Source organism: Marinobacter sp. H13, from assembly GCF_059072335.1.
Window position 1 is genome coordinate 1,086,273 of the sequence record NZ_JCACRU010000001.1, and the last position, 18,327, is coordinate 1,104,599.

Here is an 18,327-nt window from a genome sequence, read left to right on the forward strand (position 1 = left end):
AGGCAAGTAAAAGCAGGACAGGAAAACCGGGCCTAAACTTCATTCGCCTTCCGAAACTGCCCCTGATAATCAAAAACCCGTTCCTGCACCTGCCAATAGTGTTTTTGCTTGCGGGCAATCACGAAATCCGGTGCCGGCAATAAGGCCTCCAGCTCAAGCACCTCATCCGCTGATCTGAACGCTTTCGGGGCCTGGCTATTGGCAAAACGACGCCCGAACAGTTTATTAAAAACAGCGCGTTGGCCCGGCTTGCTGAAATCAAACGACTCGCCAAGTTCTTCCCCATCTTCCCCGTGATAGGTGATCTTCAACTTGCTGCCATCGGCAACCAGCGATATCCCGGCGCAGCGGATGACCATGGCATCCTTGAGTTTCAGCGCATCTCTCAGCTGATCATCCGGGTCGATGATGGCTTTGTGGCACTGGTAACAGTTGCGGGCCGCAATATCATTCTCGGCTCCGCAATGCGGGCACTCCTTGAAGCGGAAACGGTAATCGCACTGCTGCGGGCGTTCATCCTGAACCCCGTCAGCAGGCTCGAGCAGTCCCTGACAACGACGCCCGTAATGCTCAATCACCAGGCCTTCACCGTCAGTCTTGCCCCAGAAAATGTTGGCAAACCCACATCCCGGGCAGAACACCTGCACCGGTTCACTGTCGGGGTTCGGCTTTGGCTCCCCCACTTCCGGATGATGCAGATTCACATGGTTGCCGGCGTAATCGATCACCAGGCAATCCTGTTTACCCTCATCCAGACGAAGTCCGCGGCCTACTATTTGCTGATAGAGACTCACCGACTGGGTGGGCCGAAGAATGGCGATGAAGTCCACATGGGGCGCATCAAAGCCCGTGGTAAGCACAGACACGTTCACCAGATATTTCAACTGCCGCTGCTTGAAGCGCTGAATCAGCAAGTCCCGATCCTTCAGATCGGTGGCGCCCGTTATCAGGGCAGTTTCGTGTTCTGGCAGGTACCCGGCGACCTCCCGCGCATGCTCCACGGTGGCCGCAAAGATCATCACGCCCTGACGCTCGGCAGCCAACTCCACAACCTGCTCAATGATCGCCCGGGTCACGCGCTTGTGTTTGCTCAGCAGCTGGTTAACGTCCCTCTCGGCGTATTCGCCAAAGCGGTCCTGGGGCAGCGCAGAGAAATCGTATTGCGCCACTGCCGCGTTCACCAGCTCCGGCCGGGTGAGATACCCTCGATTGATCATGTAATTCAGCGGTAGCTCGTAAATGCAGTACTGAAAGGGCTTGTCATCCTCGCCCCGAACAAAGCCCCGATAGTGATAGCGATAGATCCAGCCCATGGCCAGACGGTAAGGCGTCGCAGTCAGCCCGAGCACTTTCAGAGAATCGTTCTGTTGCCGCAAGAGCTCTATGATGCGCTGATACTGACTGGTTTCTTCCCCGCTGACCCGATGGCATTCATCGATAATGACCAGCGAGTATTCGTCCCGAAACTGATCCAGGTTCGCCGATACCGACTGCACACTGGCAAAGGTCACCTGGTGGTGACTTTCCTTCCGCTTCAGCCCGGCAGAGAAAACCCCGCCGGTTAATCCATAACTCTGATACTTTGCGTGATTCTGCTCCACCAGCTCCTTTACGTGGGTTACCACCAGGATCTTTCGCTTCGCGAGACGCGCCAACTCGGCAATAACCAGGCTTTTCCCAGCACCGGTTGGCAGCACGATAACGGCGGACTCATCGGTTTTTCGAAAATGAGCCAGCGTGGCATCAACCGCTTCCTGCTGATAAGGCCGGAGTTTGAAAGGAGCGTTCATTTTGGAGGGCTTACTCGTTCTCAGACAGTGTGTTTCGGCTCTTAATGTTCATTGATAAATGCTCATGTGCACAACACCACTGACTGCTATCTTTGAATTGAGGAAGTAGAGGCGTTTGAGCTGACAGATACCCTGAGTTCTCCTCCAGGTCCATTACCACAGATCAGCAACCTGACTGGATTAAAGGAATCAGTCAGGCCTCCGTTTTCCAGTATAAGGAGATATTGCATGAGCAATTATATGTCGATATTGGGCGCCGTCGGGATTGCCGGCATAGCCGTCGCCATCACCGGTTGCGCAGGCTCCGTCGAGCCCCCCACCTCTCAAATGCGAGCCGCCGAATCTTCCGTTCAACAAGCGGTGTCATCCGACGCAAGAAACTTTGAGCCAGTGCTGCTGAATCAGGCCCAGAACAAGCTTGCCGATGCCGAAGAGCTCATCGACGATGAAATGAGCGAAGAGAATTATCAGAGAGCACTGCACCTTTTGGAACAGGCATCCGTCGATGCTCAGCTGGCCGGCGCGCGTGCCGAAACTGCAAAAGCCAGACAGGCTGTGGAAGAGATCAACAGGAACATCGAGTCTCTTCGCCAACGCATGAATGGAAGCCAGTAAGGGCGCCAGCTTAAACAGGAGATTGATATGAACAATCGATACATGATTTTGAGCATGGTTGTCGGCTTTTCCGTCTTCCTGGCCGGATGTGCCAGTACGCCCAAGGACAATCAGATGGTTGATGAAGCAAAGGCGGCCTATGAGGACATTCGAACCGATCCAGACGTTGCCCGCAGTGGCGACCGCCAGCTGAGAAGCGCCAGGGATCAGCTGGCCCGCGCTGAACGATTACTGGAAGAGGGTGCCAGCACCGCGGAAATCGAGCATGCGGCCTACCTGGCCAATCGCCATGCCGAGATTGCCCGGGAGCAGGCCGAACGCGCCAAGCTGCAGCAACAGATAAACTCCGCCGAAGAAAGACGCAAGGAACTGGAGTTGCAGGCTCGCTCTGCAGAGGCTCAGGCTGCCCAGCAGGAAGCCGCTGAATTGCGCCGTCAAATGGAGGCTATGCAGGCCGAACAGACAGACCGTGGCATGGTACTTACCCTGGGTGACGTTCTGTTCGACCTGAATCGTGCTGAACTGAAACCTGCCGGGGAAACGACAGTAGGCCGCCTGGCTGAATTCATGGCTGAATATGAAAACCGTCGCGTGCGCGTGGAAGGATACACGGACAGCACCGGAGCAGAATCTTACAACCAACAACTGTCAGAGCGTCGGGCTGAGGCTGTAAGAGAGGCCCTGATGGATAGAGGTATTAATCGCGCCCGGATTGAAGTGCAGGGATTCGGAGAACAATACCCGGTTGCGACGAACGAAACATCCGCAGGGCGCCAACAGAACAGGCGGGTCGAGATAGTGATTTCCGATGCGGACGGCAATATAAAAGAACGTTAGAACGCGAATGCGCACCGGGACAGATTTTTGTCCAGCAAACCAATCTGTCCCGGTTTTTCGCAACATTTGAAAACTTTGCTATGCAGGGCCTTTTAATTAGCGTACTGTCTTTCTCGTTGGAAAGATTTAGCAAAGCATTTCACGAATAAGACCTCTTGTGTTGCCACACCTTTTGTCCTGTTTTTGATCCTGCACGTTTTTTTATTTCCCGCATATCGCTGATCAATGATCACAACGATCCTTTGACGGCACCTTATTGATTAATTTCAGGATAACTATCTATGTCTACAATTACCGGCAACGTTAAGTTCTTCAACGAAGCAAAAGGTTTTGGTTTTATTACTCGTGAAGGCGGCGCAGACGTCTTTGTTCATTACAGCAATATTCAGGGTGGCGGTTTCAAAACTCTGGCCGAAGGCCAGGAAGTTGAGTTCACCGTGACTCAGGGCCAGAAAGGCCCGCAGGCAGAGAACGTTATTGGCCTGTAAATAACAGCCAATACGTAAACAAAAAAGGCAGCCCCAGGGCTGCCTTTTTTGTTTGAAAGAAGACGGGCAAGATCGCTGCTGGCACCCTACCCGTTTATTTTTGATATGCCGTTTACCTTGCCGATGAATGTTGCAGTTACCGAGTTCCTGTTAACAGGGCTCTGAAGGGCTGCACAATACAACACGGAAGAGCCCATTCTTGCCGTCTGGCCCCACAAAAGAGCCGTCTGGTAGCAGGCCGGATATAACATCTTCATCAAATCGCAATGACAAAATCATTTCGGCCGGCGCAGCCATTTTGAAATCCAGGATTTCGGTCACAACACCGTAATTGACGCCATCAACCGCGAACTGCTGCCCTTCCCTCGCGATCACGCGGGTATAACCTGAAGGGCTGGAGGCAAGCAGCAGACTCTTTCGGTTATTGATGTCCGCCTCATCGCTCGCCCGGAATGCCGCCCAGGATTGCCGGCTGAACGCCAATCTGGTTGTGTTCGAGCCCAAGTTAACAGCAAGCTCCACACTGGAGGCATCCGGCAAACCTCGAACGGGATCCCCTTCCTGGAAAAACACCTCCGTGGTGGCACTGGTTCCGTCGTTGGTCCAGACCAGCAAAGCGTCTTCCTGATCCAGGGTGCCGGAATTGACCAGGAAGGCCACGGAGTCGTCGGCGCCCACATCGAACGAGTTCGCGCCGCCAATGAAACCGGTGACCTCAAAGAGCGAGCCATCATCCAGCAGGAGCGTCTGCTCGCTACGGCTGATCCGGGTAAAATCACCGTTACCCAGCGAATCGGTGTAGATGCCCCGATTGGCCGGCCCGGAAACCCCTCTAAGAGCGTAGTAGAACACTTCACCGTTATCGGTCAGCAGAGGTCTCGCCGAGTTCAGATTATAAATAAAGTCCCGCGCGGAGCCGCCAGCCTCCCGCACGACTTCCCGATAGCTGCCATCGGCATTAAGGACGTATATACCGGTATCCTCCGAGCCGGCCAGCGCAGTCCCGTCCGCGTTTTGAAGCGACAGCCCAAACACCAGTTGCTCTGCCTGGTTGCTGTCGAAATCGAGGGAACCAAAGTTTTTAGGCTCGAGATTGCCAGGAAGTAGCGTTTCACCGGCCTTTAACGATTGGGCCTTCTGCCCTAAGCCTGTGATCGTCCAAAATGCGCTGCCCGCTGGATAAAACGAATCGTCTGCCACTTTGAAGGCATCCGTGTTCGACCCGGGCTTAAAGGTAATCGCACCATTGCCGTCTGAACTCAAGGACGAGAATAACCGATTTCCCTGGATATTCTCTGTAAAGTAGATATTTCCCGCATCCAGTGTCGGAAACTCGTTGCCATTCCTCGCAGGGTCGCCTTCCCGGGCGATCACAGACGTTGTGCCGGCATTGCTGCGTAACAGCACCTCATTGTTAAGCCCATCGACCTGATCCGTCACCGAGCCCGATTACTGGTTCAGGATACCGCCGAAGATGATTTGACCGGTGTTATCGATCAGTACGTTGAAAAAACCGTTGTAGGTAGCATCGCTTGAGGGCAGCGTGGCGTCGTCGGCCTGGATCAGGCTCAGGCCCGCGCCCGAACTGTAGCTGAAAATACCGTCTCTCAAGCTACCGCTGCTGTCCGTTTGATCGGTTGCACCGAGAATTGCGACGGCGCCAGACTGATTAACATCGAACCTCAGCTGGGTGCCAACTTCACCGCTGAACACGGCGCCACTGCCAATGCCCGGCGCCGGATCGCCACTTACCACGATGGGCGTGATCCCGCTGTCCAGGCCATCAACCGTCACTTCACTGGAATCGGTACAGCCCTCACTGTTGCAGGCGGCAACGACATAACGGGCGCCGTTGCGTTCGGTGAGGCTGATATTGTTGGTGTATTCGTTGGTAGTCAGGTCCGAACCTATCTGGGTGAAGCCACTCACGCCGTCCGGGTCTTCAAACACCTGGTAGAAGTCTGCGTCGGCTACTGCCGGCCAGGTAAAAGTCAGCGTCCAGTCATCGTAGGCGGGCGTAACCACTGGCGCGGCCGGTGCGCCAGTGGCTGTGCCACCACCCCCGTCATCACCGCTGCTGTCCCCGGTATCACCGCTGTCAGCGACATCATCGCCACCGACCTCCTCGCTGGAATCTTCCTCAACCAGGTCATCATCATTTGAATCACTGCTCCGTAAGCAGCCCGCCAGGGCAAAGCACACGGCCAAAACGGTTAACACCCTGAGTAACATAACATTCAATGTTTTCATTCGACTGCCTCCTTGTTCGTAAAGCCGCTGCTTTACGCTGTCCGTACCTAGGCTATCGGACATAAACCAGCGGCAGCAGACCGCACCTGAGGGGACCTTGGCCGGCTTTGACTCCCCCATTTGAGGGGGCTATGTTGAAAGAGCAGCAACCCAAGAGCATCAGGACGATCAAATGAAGTTGGGGTTTATTCTGGAAGATCACGCAGGCGCTCAGGATTGGCTGCGCGACGTGCTCAAGGAAGTTTTTCCGGAGATTTCGGTGACCGTTGCCAACCGGCTCACTGAGGCAAGGGATAAACTGTCTCACCTTCAACAGGCGGATCTTGAGCCGGACATTGCTCTGATTGATCTCAGCCTGCCAGACGGTAATGGCATCGACTTTATCCGCGATCTGCGCGAGGCGGTGCCCGAGTGCCTCTGCATCGTGATAACCATCCACGACGACGACCGCCATGTGTTCCCGGCACTACGGGCGGGCGCCAGGGGATACCTGCTGAAACAGCAATCCCAATCCGAGCTGGCTCGCCGGTTGGCGGGTATTATTGACGATGAGCCGCCACTGTCGCCGTCGGTGGCCAGGCGGGTCCTGGCAACCTTTGCACCGCCGGATACGTGAAAACCGTGTATCGCAAGCTGGAGGTGTCCTCCCGGGCGGAGGCCACCCGGGAAGCCATGCGCATGGGTATGATCGACAGCTAGGCTGCCGGCAGCGTCAGCTCCACAACAAAGCCGCCTTCCGCCAACACCCGGCAATCAACACGACCGCCCAGGTCCTCGGCACGAACCTGCATGGTTCTGAGGCCGTGCCCGTCACCCTGGCCATCCAGGGTCTCGCCTTTGCCGTTGTCGGAAACCCGCACGAAAAGATGGTCGCTATCACGACTCCACGTTACCTCTACCCGATCAGCATTTGCGTGTTTGATGATATTGGAAATTGCTTCCCTGAGAATGCGCGCGATATTGGCAGCAGCCCGGGCCGAAAGCTCCTGGTCAGACAGACTCATGGGATCTGCCTGCCAATCCAGTTCGATACCCGAGTCCGTCAGCCGCTGGCGTATTTCACCCTCACAGCCGTTGGCCACCTCCAACAGACTGGCTGGCGTCCCTGCAGTGGTATCTACCAGCCCATGCAGGTCCCTCAGGGCCGATCGGGCCACCTCGCGCACCGTTCCTGTGTCCGTGGCGTACACGAGGCTCAGCAACCGGGCACCCAGATCGTCATGAAGATCCCGCATGATTCTGCTGCGCTCCTTCTTCGCCCCCGCATCACGGGCCTGCAGCGCCTGCAACGCCTTTCCAGTAAGGTCATACAGCAGGTTCGCCACCCGCATATCCTCCTTGGTAAACAGCCGGGCCCCATTGCTGGCAAATTCCAGGCTCGCCCGCCGGGTATCACCCGGTAGCGCAGGCAGCTCCATCAACACACCGTCTGCCGATACTGCCACCGCGGCCTTTTTATCCGGCGCATCGGGCATCTCCAGACTGAGTGGCTGAAACGTCATGCGCAGCAGATCCGGCCAGGCCCTGCGAACTTCCGCTTCCGTAGAGGCAGAAAAAAGCTTATCCACCAGCTCCCTGAGAGCCTCGTTCAGAGAAATGCTGGAACGCTGCCCGAATCGATCCCAAAGCCATTGCCGCAATGGAAAGTAAAGCCAGCCCGCAATGGCAAGCGAAAGAGTCAGCGCATAGGTGCTGGTCAAACCAACACCCATGATCAGGATCGCATCCAACACCAGCACCATCAGCCCCCCGGCAAACCAGAGCCAGGTCTTGAACCACCACCGCTCAATATCAAACAGGCGATAGCGCACCAGCCCCGCCGCGATGCCGAGGTACAGAATCAGGTAGGCGCCGAACCCCACCAGCAGCGGCACGAGCGGGGGGTGGCCGAAGACTGGCGGTATGATCACCAGCCCCATCAGCAAAACACTGCCCAGGAAAATTGCCAATACACACCATTTCAGGGCAGCGCGTTCGAGGGGGCGACCTTTCGAGGCCACCCATTGGGCACCCGCAAAGCACAAGCCAAGCACATAACCGACGACAATAGGCAGGTAGACCGTCACCTGGGCGCTTTCGCCCACCTGGAGTTCGCTCAGAACCCACATGATCAGTGCGATGCAAATCATCAGTGCCGGAACGGGAAAACGGGCAAGCGGGCGCGGATACACCCAAAACAGGGAGACCAGGGAAGCGTTCACCATGAGCGTGGCTAGGTGGTTAACCGCAGAAACCACCGCAAACACATCGCCACTCAGCACAAACTCCCGATCGCCGTAGATGGCAAGAGTCAGGGTGTTCACCATGGTTGCTACGCCGGAAAGCGCGTAAAGCCGGGTCGCTGCGCTTTTCGGGCGGAAGGCCCAGATGCCAACCGCCACCATCAAAGCAATCAGCCCGTAAAAGGTGTGAATCGAAAAGCCGCCCGAGAGCTGATGCCACGGCGTATCGATGGCCACAGCCGGCACCTGGTCACCGGATGCGAGAACAAACCGTGCCCCGCCTGAGCGCAGCGCCTGATCCAACTCGGTCTGGCGCTTCATAAACAGATTAAGATCGGTGTGGCTTAGCAGGTCTGGTTCTTCCATCACCAGATTGCCATGCAGCGGGATTTGCCGACCATCCGCCGCTTGCAGCCCCACAATTATGCTGCCCACCCGAATAACCCCGGCGTTCGGTGAATCCGGGTGCACCCGATCGACCCGGAGCCCTTCCGGCCCATCATGGGGCGAAAGCTCGAGCCCCAGCCAGGGCGACGACAGCGCGACCTGCGCTGAGATGGCAATGGCCGCCAGGGCCACGACGGCAATCAGCAGAAACCGCTGCCTGGGTGCCATCTGAAATCCTCCACAATCCCTATAGATTGCTTTTCAGATTAGCCACCCAAGGGAGGATTTGCGACACCCTGAATGAGGGGGACTGTTTTCCCACGTTAACGTCGATCCAGTGAAACAAAACTGATGATTCCGGTTCTAAAACCGGATAGCACGGCGCAGAATTCCAAAATGCCTGAAATCCTTCGGGGAAATCGATATGAACAGACAACTGACCTTCATCACCCTCGTATTCTTCTTGACCGCCAGCGCCTGGGCCTCTGAGCCTGCCGTCTACACCGGCCTGCTGAGCAATACCGGGGCGGGCGGCTACGACACAGTCAGCTACTTCGAAACGGGAAAACCAGCCAAAGGCTCGCGCGAATACACCACAGAGCACCTGGGCGTAACCTGGCGATTCGCGAGTGCGGAGAACCTGACGCGCTTCGAAGCCAATCCTGAACGCTACTTGCCTGCCTACGGCGGCTACTGCGCCTGGGCGGTCGCCCAAGGCTACCTCGCCAAAGGTGACCCTCAACACTGGGCCATCCGCGATGGCCGGCTGTATCTCAACTACAATGAGTCAGTTCAGGATCGATGGCTGAAGGACACAGAGGGCTTCATTCGACAGGCAGACGCAAACTGGCCAAAGGTTCTGGAATGACGAAAAGAGTTTATCGCGGTTTAATCTCAAACACGCCGGTGGTAGCAGCCCGCCAGCGGTCTGCCCCGCTGCGAATACCGTACTACTCATGAGGCATTTTAAATCAGGACCGGAGTGTCTTATGGAATACGAACACGCTATTGTGAAATTTGAAGGCGACGTTGCCGTTCTGCTCTGCAACGGCTGTGGCATCAAGATCACAGAGGGCACCAAGCTCGAGGACCGTGAGCATTACTGCACCATGTGCATGAGCGGGAACTGCAAAGCGAAATTCAAAAAAGGGAACTGAAACCACCGCGTCAAAGCGGTGCCATCGGCAATGAGTGAAACAACCGACGATAAATCAACATCCGCGCCACCACCCGCAAAGAAGGGCTTCAGTGGCTTACACGTCTTTGGCATTGTCCTGCTCACCATCGTTGCCACAGCAGGCATTGGTTACTGGTGGTTAAGCCACTATGTGTTCCCAGACAACTTCGAACCCGTAACCCTGAATGCCAGTGAACAGAATTCACTCAACAGCAAATTGAACACCCTGGGGATTGACACCCAAGGTGGTGGATCTGCCGGCCCGTTAAAGCCAGAGCCCTACAGTGAGGAAGGTGCCAGCCGGGAGGTACGCTTCAGCGAGCGGGAACTCAACGGCATGCTCGCCAACAACACCGATCTGGCTCAACGACTCGCCGTCGATCTCTCGGACGATCTTCTGAGCGCGGTGCTTCTCGTACCTTTTGAAAAGGGTTTCCCTGTACTCGGCGGCAGAACGGTGCGGGTAAATGCAGGAGTTGAACTCTCCTTTGCCAACGGTCGCCCGCTGGTTAAGTTAAAGGGAGTGAGCCTGATGGGCGTTCCCATCCCCAACGCCTGGCTGGGCAACCTCAAAAACGTGGATCTGGTCAACGAGTTCGGTGCCAGCCCGGGGTTCTGGCAATCCTTTGCAGCCGGCGTGGACTATATCCAGGTCCAGGATGGGCGGTTGCTCGTTCGGCTCAAAGAGTAGCCTCTGACGTGTTTCGTGGCCAACTCAGAAGCAGATCGTATGCCCTGATTCAATTCTGCGTCATAAGCTCATAGGGCCGCTCCAGCGCACAACGTATATCGCCAATAGAAAACACCCTGGCGAATTCCGCGAATCGCTGCCCGCCAAAGCCTCTTCTGAACAGACCTTCTGCATAACTACATCCTGATGAGCATGACCGGTTTAATCTCCAGCGCCTGCCGCGCAAACTCGGCATCCGGCCAGAACAACAGCCAGCCGAGCACCGCAAGATTGAGAATCACATAAACCCAGAAGACCACCTGAAACGAGGTTTTGCGGGTTTTATGACGAAAGAATTGCTGGCCCACCAGCGCACCCGGCCAGCCACATAGAAGCTCAAAAAGGTGTAGCCGTCCCTCCGGCACGCGCCGGTTACCACTCTCGGCGGCTCCTTTGTCGATCGCGTACATCAAAAAGGTAACCAGGCTCATCACCCCATAAGCCACCGGCAACAGAACCGGCACATAGCCCAAAAGATACAACGTCGACACCGCCCCACCGACTGCAGCAGCAATCAACAGCGCAACCCATACTCCGGGCGCGACCGCTGCGCGGTGCCGTGCGACGCCGGCGTACTGGAAACTGGCCGCTCTTAACCGCCCTTTCTCGTCTTTGGTCTGCGAGTAAACGACCTTACGGCTGGCCGAGGGCCTGCCCTGCCCCTTGTAGGCGCTGATGTGAGCAAACAGACGCTCGCCCCCGTTTTCCGGCGTGATAAAACCGAAGCCCTTGGCATCGTTCCATGAGGTGAGAAACCCCTTTTGATTCACTTATTTCTTCCCTGAATAGTTAGTTTTGTGCCTGACACAAAAAGCCCGCAGCACTGGAACAGACTCCAGAGCGGACTTTCCGTGATACTTCACGAGATTTTACTCCGGTTACCCCCTCAGTTCATAGCAAGCTCACCAACGCTAAGCTTGCCACTACAACCAGGAAAATTTCCGGCCATTACATGGATGTTTTATCCCCTTCGGACATTCCATCCTTTTTCATGGCGTCTTTTTCCATACCCTCTTTTTTCATGTCCTCATCCATCATGCTTTCGGTCTTCATCCCGTCATGCATGGTGTCCATGGTGTCGGACTTCATGGAGTCTTTGGCCATGCCGTCTTCTTTCATGTCGTCCTGCATCATGGTGTCGTCCATTCCCTTGTTGCCCTTGTCCATGTCGTCCGCATGGGCCGGGGCCATCAGGGCCAGGGTGGTACCGAGGGCCAAAAGCGTCGCTGTCAGGCTTTTCATTGTGCATTCTCCTTATTGGAAATAGTGTCTATTCGACACTGCCGCCCCCATACCTGAAGACCAGCAGCATCAGAATGCAGACTAAGCAGGAACGCTTACGCGGCCGTCACGGCTGGGTAAAAAGTCAATCAAGGAAAGGTCACAAAACCGTCACGGGGGAGCGGGCGGATTTTGTATCTCCCTATATCGCCGTCTCCATAAGCATGCTAAAAGACTCCTCCCGGCAATAGCCCGGGCATTCTCCCCATCAGGATCTCAGCATGTCAGACAAATTTTTCTTCAAAGGCCGGCAGGACGCACGCCAGCACCACACCACTTACGGCGGCTTTCAGACCAACGCCAGCCAGAAGAGTGGCAGCAAGAAATACCCGCTTACGCTGGTGGTGACCAGTGACGCGCGCAAGCAGGAAGTCGAAGCGCAGGTGGCCAGGGCTAAGCTGTACGCGAACATTTCGGTGGATACCCGCGAGGGCGCCGTTGAGTCCATTACCGAGCTCACTGCTATCCTGACCAAAGGCGGGACGGTTACGACGGTAAAATCGCCTTCACGTAACGATATCTGCAACTGCGGTAGCGGGCTCAAATTCAAGAAGTGCTGCGGCTGATAACCGGCGGGCACCGGGGGAAATGGCTATGATTGTTTGCGGTGTTGAGCTTACCGGCAGTGATGCAGTGGTGTGTTTCCTGAATATGGACCGGGGGCAGTTCAACTTGCCGGAATGCAAGGTGCGCAAACTGTCACTGCCAAAAAACCATAGCCGTGAAGACCTGAAGCAGTTCCAGGCGGCCTTTGCCGCCTTAATGGCCGAGTACGGCGTGACTCACGTCGCAATCAAAGAGCGGATGCCCAAAGGCAAATTTGCCGGTGGTGCTGTCAGCTTCAAAATGGAAGCGGCCATTCAACTGATCACCGATATCGAATTGCGGGTGACCCTGCTGCCCTCCGCCCTCATCAAGTCCACCCTGGCAGCCAACCCGCTGCCCATTGCGTTTGCAGATACGGGGTTAAAGGCCTTCCAGGAAGCGGCCTTCGTTTCCGCGTATGTAGGGCAGCTAAAGAGCCAATGACTTCCCGGCTATCGGAAGCTCGAACGCGGGCCACTCATCGTCCTTGGAGCGGTGAGCCGGTGCGATATCTGTCTACCGCTCAATCATTTCAACAATCTCATGGGACGACTGCGCCATCGGCTCAAAATGCGCCTGCTCGCCCGCGGTGAGCACGGAGACATGGCGAACCTGATAGATCGCATAGGTGGCGAGCAAACCCAGAACAACCGCCATGTAAACAGGCATGCCCTGCGGGCCCACCAGATTCATAATCAAACCCACGAGCAGAGGCGCCAGGGCAGCGCCCACAATGGTGAGGCTCATCAACAGCCCCACCTCCGACAACCCGAATCCGAGCTTGCTCGCGCACAAAGGCGCCATCGCCCAGAAAGCGCCCATGGCCAGGCCGGAGAGCGCCGAGGTAGCAACGGCCAGCGGCGCAAAGCCGATGATTTTCTTCAGACTGCTCTTCGCCCGCTCGGGAATGTGGGGTTGGCTGCGACTGCTGATGGTAATGGGCAGCAGCGCCCAGCAACTGAGGATGGCCGACACCGAAAACAGCACCAACAGCTCGCCCGGGCTCAGCCTGAGCAGTTGCTGAGCAAGGGCAATTCCCCCAAGGTTGACCACCATATACATGGCGAAGACCCGCCCGCGCTCGTGCTTCTCAGCGCGGGCGTTTAGCCAGCTCTCCGTCACCGTCATCAGGGTGACCAGGGACAATCCGTAAAGAAAGCGAAGCGCCATCCATGCCCAGGGATCAACCCACAGGGAGTGCAGCAGCGCGATGGACGCGCACACCGCCGCGCAGAAGGCAAAGGTACGGATATGGCCCATGCGGCGGATCAAACGGCCACTGATAAAGATGCCGCAGGCGAACCCCACGAAAAAACCAGACATGATGACGCCGATCCGCGCCGTGGAAAAACCCTGCTCATTGGCCGTGACCGCCAGCAGCGTATTCAACAAGCCACTGCCGAGCTGTAATAGCGCGACACTCGCGAGAATTGCACCAATAGGGCGCATTAAAGTCCAGATACACACCTCCCTGCCCTGAAATGAAAGGGCTTGTTTGCCTCAGACAGCAAGCACTTGGGGTGTGTTGTTCAGTTTTTGTATCGCCCTGATCGCCGTGCCACTGCTTACTGGCCTGCAATCGCTGCGCCATAGGTGACGCTGTTAAATCCGATTCCGGTATGAAAGCTGCAACGCATTCCTTATCTGAGCAAAAGTTTCGATAGGAGCAGACTATGTTACTGGCCACCGATCTCGATGGTACTTTTCTCGCGGGTGATCCCGATAACCGCCTCAAGCTCTACCGACTGGTTGCCGCCCACCCCGAAATAGACCTGGTATTCGTGACCGGTCGCGGCCTGGAATCCGTGCTGCCGCTGCTGTCCGACCCCACCATTCCGCAGCCGGACTACATCATCTGTGACGTCGGCTGCACCGTGGTTCACGGCGAGACCCAGCAGGCCATCCAACCGCTGCAAGGCGAGATCGACGAGCTCTGGCCGGGCGAACAGATGATCGAAGACGCCCTGCTCCCCTTTGACGGCCTGCAGCGACAGGAAGTCCCCCAGGAACGCCGGGTGTCCTATTTCTGCGACGGCGATGTGGTCACTGACGAGATGGTCGCCCGCATCGAGGCGCTGTCCTGCAATGCGCTCTTCTCCAACCACAAGTACCTGGACATCCTGCCCCGGGGCGTGAACAAGGGGCGTACCCTGTCACGACTGGTGAAACACCTGAACGTCGACCCGGAATCCGTGCTGGTGGCCGGCGACACCCTGAATGACCTGTCGATGTACGAGCACGGCTTCAAAGGCGTGTGCGTGGGCGAATCTGAGCCCGACCTGCTGGACGCTACCATGCACAAGGCAAGGGTTCTTCACGCCGGGGCAACCGGCTGCGGCGGTATCCTTGAGGCGTTCGAACACTTCGGGTATCTCGGCCATCTGGGCATTGAAGCGGAAGCGCCGGACTACATGAACCGGGGCAAATCCGACCTGGTGATCGTGTACCACCGCCTGCCCTACGAAGAAGTAGTGGAAAACGGCGAACTGATCCGCCGTCGCCCCAAATCCCCCAATGGCATCATCCCCACGCTGCTGAGCTTCTTTGCCGACGGCAAAGCCGGCTCCTGGGTGGCCTGGTCCATTGACGACCCGGACCTGGGCCCGTTCCAGACCCACACCGAAGTGGATACCGACCGCTACGAAAAACTTGTGGCCGCGCGCGTGCCCCTAAGCAAAGACGACGTCGAGATTTTCTACAAGCGGTTCTCCAAGGAAGCCTTCTGGCCCACCCTGCACACCTTCTGGGAACGGGCCACCTTCCACGATGATCACTGGCAGGTGTTCCTCAAGGTCAACAAGCAGTTTGCGGAGCGCGCGGCCGAGGAAGCCGCAGAGAACGCGGTGGTGTGGATTCACGACTATAACCTCTGGATGGTGCCGGCTTATCTGCGCGAGATTCGCCCGGACCTGACAATTGCCTTTTTCCACCACACCTATTTCCCCTCGGCGGACGTGTTCAACGTGCTGCCATGGCGCCGTGAAATCGTTGGCAGCCTGTTGCAGTGCGATCACATCGGCTTTCACATCCCCAGGCAGGCCGAAAACTTTGTGGATGTGGCTCGCGGTGTCACCCCCCTGGAAGTCACTCAGAAAGCCGGCTGTGCGCCCCGGTTCCTGACCTATGGCTGCGCCGTCGGCCTTGATGAGATGAGCACCGAAATCAAGGTGAATGATCGCAAGATCGGGCTCGGCGCCCACCCGGTGGGGCTGGATCTGAACCGGGTGCGCAATGCCCTGGCGGACCAGAGCGTAAAAGAACGAATGGAAATCTTGCGTGAAGAACTGATGGACGTTCGGTTGATTCTCTCGGTCGAGCGCCTGGACTTCACCAAAGGCATCATCGAAAAACTGGATGCCTACGAACGCATGCTCAACGAGCACCCGGAGCTGAAAACCAAAGTCACCCTGATGATGGTCTGCGTGCCGGCGGCCGCAGGGATGACCATCTACGAGGAACTGCTTTCGCAGATCGAGCAGACGGTCGGTCGCATCAACGGCCAGTTCGCGCAGGTGGGCTGGACGCCCGTGCAATTCTTCTTCCGCGCCCTGCCGTTCGAGGAACTGGTTTCTTACTACACCATGGCGGACGTGATGTGGATTACCCCGCTGCGGGACGGCCTGAACCTGGTGGCCAAGGAATACATTGCCACCCAGGGCCTGACCCAGGGCAGTGGCAGGCTGGTGCTCTCGGAATTCGCCGGCGCCGCCGCCGAACTGCGCGGTGCCATCCTGGCCAATCCCCACCACCCCCAGGACCTTGCCGACACCTGCTACTACGCCCTGGCCATGAGCCGCAGCGAAGCACAGAATCGGCTCAGCGAGGCCTTTGAAGTGGTCAGCCGTTACGACATCGATTACTGGGGGCGGGAATTCATCGACACCGCCGAACAGCGCCGCGCCACCAAACTGAAGAAAATTCTGCCCATTGGTCATTGCGCCGCCTGAACGGAGGAAACCACACCATGTTGCTCAAAAATGCGGTGCAGCTGATCTGTTACCCGGACCGGATCGGCAACAATCTGAAAGACCTTTACACCGTGGTGGACACGCATCTGTCCGAGGCCATCGGCGGGCTGCACATCCTGCCGTTTTTTCCCTCCAACGCCGATGGCGGCTTCTCGCCGCTGACCCACAAGGAAGTGGACCCGAAGGTGGGCACCTGGGACGACATCGAAGCCTTTACGGCAAAGTACGATCTGTGCGTGGATCTGACGGTTAATCATATCTCGGACGAATCGCCGGAGTTCACCGACTTCATTGCCAACGGCTTCGACTCGGAATACGCCGATCTGTTTGTGCACGTGGACAAATTCGGCGAGATCTCACCGGACGACATGGCGAAGATTCACATCCGCAAGGAGAAAGAACCCTTCCGGGAAGTGACCTTGTCCGACGGCACCAAAACCCGAGTATGGTGTACCTTCACCGAGCAGCAGATCGACCTGAATTACGAATCCGACCTGGCCTATCAGCTGATGGAAAGCTACATCGGATTTCTGACATCAAAAGGGGTTAATCTGCTGCGGCTGGACGCCTTCGGATACACCACCAAACGGATCGGCACCAGCTGCTTTCTGGTGGAACCGGAGGTGTATCAGATCCTCGACTGGGTCAACCAGGTTGCCTTGAAACACGGGGCGGAATGCCTGCCGGAAGTACACGACCACACCAGCTACCAATACGCCATCAGCCGGCGCAACATGCACCCCTACGGCTTTGCCCTGCCGCCGCTGCTGCTGTATTCACTGCTGGACGCCAACAGTGTGTATCTGAAGAACTGGCTGCGCATGTGCCCGCGCAACATGGTCACCGTGCTGGATACCCATGACGGCATCTGCATTCCCGATGTGGAAGGCGTTTTGCCGGATGAGAAAATCAAAGTACTGATCGACAACATCGACGCCCGCAGCGCGGACCCCATCATGCGGCGCTCAGCGGCCAACATTCACAGCGTGGGTGCCATCTATCAGCTCACCTGCACCTTTTATGACGCGCTGATGCAAAACGACGACGCCTATATCGCCGCCCGGGCCATCCAGTTTTTCACCCCGGGCATCCCACAGGTTTACTACGTGGGGCTGCTGGCCGGCTGTAACGATCACGAACTGATGGAACAAAGTGGCGAGTTGCGAGACATCAATCGGCATTACTACAGCCTGGAAGAGGTGGAGCAGGACATCCAGAAACCGGTGGTGCAAAGACTGCTGAACCTGATGAAATTCCGCAGCAACTACCCGGCCTTTGATGGGCACTTCGAACTGAACTATTCCAACAACTCAAGCGTGGCCATGGCCTGGCGCCATGGCGACTATTACTGCCACCTGTTTGTAGACCTGAACTTCAAAACCGTGAAGGTCACTTATACCGATGTGGAAACGGGGGAAACCCGACACCTGGAGTGCTGACCGAGGCGCTGGATGCGCATCGGGCTCACCTGATCATACCCCTGGCCTGCCTTCGCATCAGCGCAACACAAAAACCAGCAGGATCAGGACCAGGGTTATATTCAGTCCCCAGATAACCAAAGAAAGCCGCCGCCGCTGAGTCAGCCGCTGGATTGGATTAGTCATAGCTGAACCGCTCCGAGAGAATCCGGTGAGCGGGTGTGCCCCGCTGGATAAGATGATCCTCAACAACATCCATCATGACCGCCGGGCCGCACATCACAAACACCCAGTCACGGAACTCCAGCTCTGAAAAGACGCGATCCATCAGCTCGCCATCAATGGAAATGGAGAAAGGGTGTTCCTTCATCGAGAAAGGGCTTTGCCCCACATTCAGCCAGGCGAATTGCCCGGCCCGGTAATCCAGACCACGGTGACCGTTGGGGGTCACGGTCACTTCCCATTGCTTTGGCGTCAACCGGACCACGGACGTCACGCGCCAGGGGCGAGCCTTCTGCAGCCAGGGAACCACCAGGTACACCATCAGCAGCGACCCAATCGCCACACCCGTCATGGCCA

At 56.8% G+C, this 18,327-nt stretch carries 19 protein-coding genes; 11 read left to right on the forward strand and 8 right to left on the reverse strand.

Annotated features, from left to right (window positions below):
• Positions 1-32 precede the first annotated feature (32 nt).
• Positions 33-1,790 (reverse strand): DNA repair helicase RadD, encoded by a 1,758-nt coding sequence (gene radD, locus AC5JQH_RS05200; RefSeq protein ID WP_493805353.1) that lies wholly within the window; start codon positions 1,788-1,790, stop codon positions 33-35.
• Between the two features lie 228 nt (positions 1,791-2,018).
• Here radD and AC5JQH_RS05205 point away from each other — a divergent pair, with 228 nt between their 5' ends.
• The 3 genes from AC5JQH_RS05205 to AC5JQH_RS05215 all read left to right on the forward strand — a co-directional run bounded on the left by AC5JQH_RS05205 (position 2,019) and on the right by AC5JQH_RS05215 (position 3,730).
• Positions 2,019-2,405, forward strand: a complete 387-nt coding sequence (locus AC5JQH_RS05205; RefSeq protein ID WP_008172479.1) for a DUF4398 domain-containing protein — start codon at positions 2,019-2,021, stop codon at positions 2,403-2,405.
• 27 nt (positions 2,406-2,432) lie between these two features.
• A complete protein-coding gene (yfiB, locus tag AC5JQH_RS05210; RefSeq protein ID WP_491713360.1) occupies positions 2,433-3,242 on the forward strand; it encodes an outer membrane lipoprotein YfiB in 810 nt (269 codons plus the stop codon).
• A gap of 281 nt (positions 3,243-3,523) precedes the next feature.
• Entirely contained in the window at positions 3,524-3,730 is a 207-nt protein-coding gene (locus AC5JQH_RS05215; RefSeq protein ID WP_008172483.1) for a cold-shock protein, read from the forward strand.
• A 150-nt stretch (positions 3,731-3,880) separates the two neighbouring features.
• Here the strand turns inward: AC5JQH_RS05215 and AC5JQH_RS05220 are convergent, their stop codons facing one another.
• Complete coding sequence (locus AC5JQH_RS05220) at positions 3,881-5,170, reverse strand: hypothetical protein (RefSeq protein ID WP_493805354.1); 1,290 nt, start codon at positions 5,168-5,170, stop codon at positions 3,881-3,883.
• 9 nt (positions 5,171-5,179) lie between these two features.
• Complete coding sequence (locus AC5JQH_RS05225) at positions 5,180-5,980, reverse strand: DUF7453 family protein (protein WP_474546040.1); 801 nt, start codon at positions 5,978-5,980, stop codon at positions 5,180-5,182.
• Between the two features lie 172 nt (positions 5,981-6,152).
• On the opposite strand from AC5JQH_RS05225, the gene AC5JQH_RS05230 reads away from it, so the two are divergent.
• Positions 6,153-6,596, forward strand: a complete 444-nt coding sequence (locus AC5JQH_RS05230) for a response regulator (RefSeq protein WP_288367385.1) — start codon at positions 6,153-6,155, stop codon at positions 6,594-6,596.
• A gap of 79 nt (positions 6,597-6,675) precedes the next feature.
• Here AC5JQH_RS05230 and AC5JQH_RS05235 read toward each other — a convergent pair whose 3' ends face one another.
• Positions 6,676-8,817 (reverse strand): sensor histidine kinase, encoded by a 2,142-nt coding sequence (locus AC5JQH_RS05235; protein WP_493805355.1) that lies wholly within the window; start codon positions 8,815-8,817, stop codon positions 6,676-6,678.
• Positions 8,818-9,013: 196 nt separating this feature from the next.
• Between AC5JQH_RS05235 and AC5JQH_RS05240 the strand changes: the two genes are divergently transcribed.
• The 3 genes from AC5JQH_RS05240 to AC5JQH_RS05250 all read left to right on the forward strand — a co-directional run bounded on the left by AC5JQH_RS05240 (position 9,014) and on the right by AC5JQH_RS05250 (position 10,457).
• Entirely contained in the window at positions 9,014-9,457 is a 444-nt protein-coding gene (locus AC5JQH_RS05240) for a YHS domain-containing (seleno)protein (protein ID WP_273156211.1), read from the forward strand.
• A 121-nt stretch (positions 9,458-9,578) separates the two neighbouring features.
• Positions 9,579-9,746, forward strand: a complete 168-nt coding sequence (locus tag AC5JQH_RS05245; protein WP_273017554.1) for a hypothetical protein — start codon at positions 9,579-9,581, stop codon at positions 9,744-9,746.
• A gap of 30 nt (positions 9,747-9,776) precedes the next feature.
• On the forward strand, positions 9,777-10,457 hold the full coding sequence (locus AC5JQH_RS05250) for a flagellar basal body-associated FliL family protein (RefSeq protein ID WP_273156213.1): 681 nt from the start codon (positions 9,777-9,779) through the stop codon (positions 10,455-10,457).
• A 176-nt stretch (positions 10,458-10,633) separates the two neighbouring features.
• Here the strand turns inward: AC5JQH_RS05250 and AC5JQH_RS05255 are convergent, their stop codons facing one another.
• Together AC5JQH_RS05255 and AC5JQH_RS05260 are read right to left on the reverse strand one after the other, a co-directional pair.
• Positions 10,634-11,266 (reverse strand): DUF1294 domain-containing protein, encoded by a 633-nt coding sequence (locus AC5JQH_RS05255; protein WP_008172495.1) that lies wholly within the window; start codon positions 11,264-11,266, stop codon positions 10,634-10,636.
• 178 nt (positions 11,267-11,444) lie between these two features.
• Positions 11,445-11,738 (reverse strand): hypothetical protein, encoded by a 294-nt coding sequence (locus AC5JQH_RS05260; protein WP_008172497.1) that lies wholly within the window; start codon positions 11,736-11,738, stop codon positions 11,445-11,447.
• 260 nt (positions 11,739-11,998) lie between these two features.
• Between AC5JQH_RS05260 and AC5JQH_RS05265 the strand changes: the two genes are divergently transcribed.
• Both AC5JQH_RS05265 and AC5JQH_RS05270 read left to right on the forward strand, forming a co-directional pair.
• Positions 11,999-12,343 (forward strand): PBPRA1643 family SWIM/SEC-C metal-binding motif protein, encoded by a 345-nt coding sequence (locus tag AC5JQH_RS05265; protein ID WP_014578104.1) that lies wholly within the window; start codon positions 11,999-12,001, stop codon positions 12,341-12,343.
• A 28-nt stretch (positions 12,344-12,371) separates the two neighbouring features.
• Positions 12,372-12,806, forward strand: a complete 435-nt coding sequence (locus tag AC5JQH_RS05270; RefSeq protein ID WP_493805969.1) for a DUF3010 family protein — start codon at positions 12,372-12,374, stop codon at positions 12,804-12,806.
• Positions 12,807-12,878: 72 nt separating this feature from the next.
• On the opposite strand, the gene AC5JQH_RS05275 is transcribed toward AC5JQH_RS05270, so the two are convergent.
• Positions 12,879-13,811, reverse strand: a complete 933-nt coding sequence (locus AC5JQH_RS05275) for an MFS transporter (RefSeq protein WP_493805356.1) — start codon at positions 13,809-13,811, stop codon at positions 12,879-12,881.
• A gap of 224 nt (positions 13,812-14,035) precedes the next feature.
• On the opposite strand from AC5JQH_RS05275, the gene ggpS reads away from it, so the two are divergent.
• Together ggpS and gtfA are read left to right on the forward strand one after the other, a co-directional pair.
• Positions 14,036-16,309 carry a glucosylglycerol-phosphate synthase gene (gene ggpS, locus AC5JQH_RS05280; protein ID WP_008172505.1) on the forward strand — a complete coding sequence of 758 codons (2,274 nt, stop codon included), beginning with the start codon at positions 14,036-14,038 and terminating at the stop codon, positions 16,307-16,309.
• A gap of 17 nt (positions 16,310-16,326) precedes the next feature.
• Positions 16,327-17,769 carry a sucrose phosphorylase gene (gene gtfA / locus AC5JQH_RS05285; protein ID WP_008172506.1) on the forward strand — a complete coding sequence of 481 codons (1,443 nt, stop codon included), beginning with the start codon at positions 16,327-16,329 and terminating at the stop codon, positions 17,767-17,769.
• Between the two features lie 157 nt (positions 17,770-17,926).
• Here the strand turns inward: gtfA and AC5JQH_RS05290 are convergent, their stop codons facing one another.
• Positions 17,927-18,322, reverse strand: a complete 396-nt coding sequence (locus AC5JQH_RS05290) for a ferredoxin reductase domain-containing protein (protein ID WP_008172508.1) — start codon at positions 18,320-18,322, stop codon at positions 17,927-17,929.
• Between the last annotated feature and the right edge of the window lie 5 nt (positions 18,323-18,327).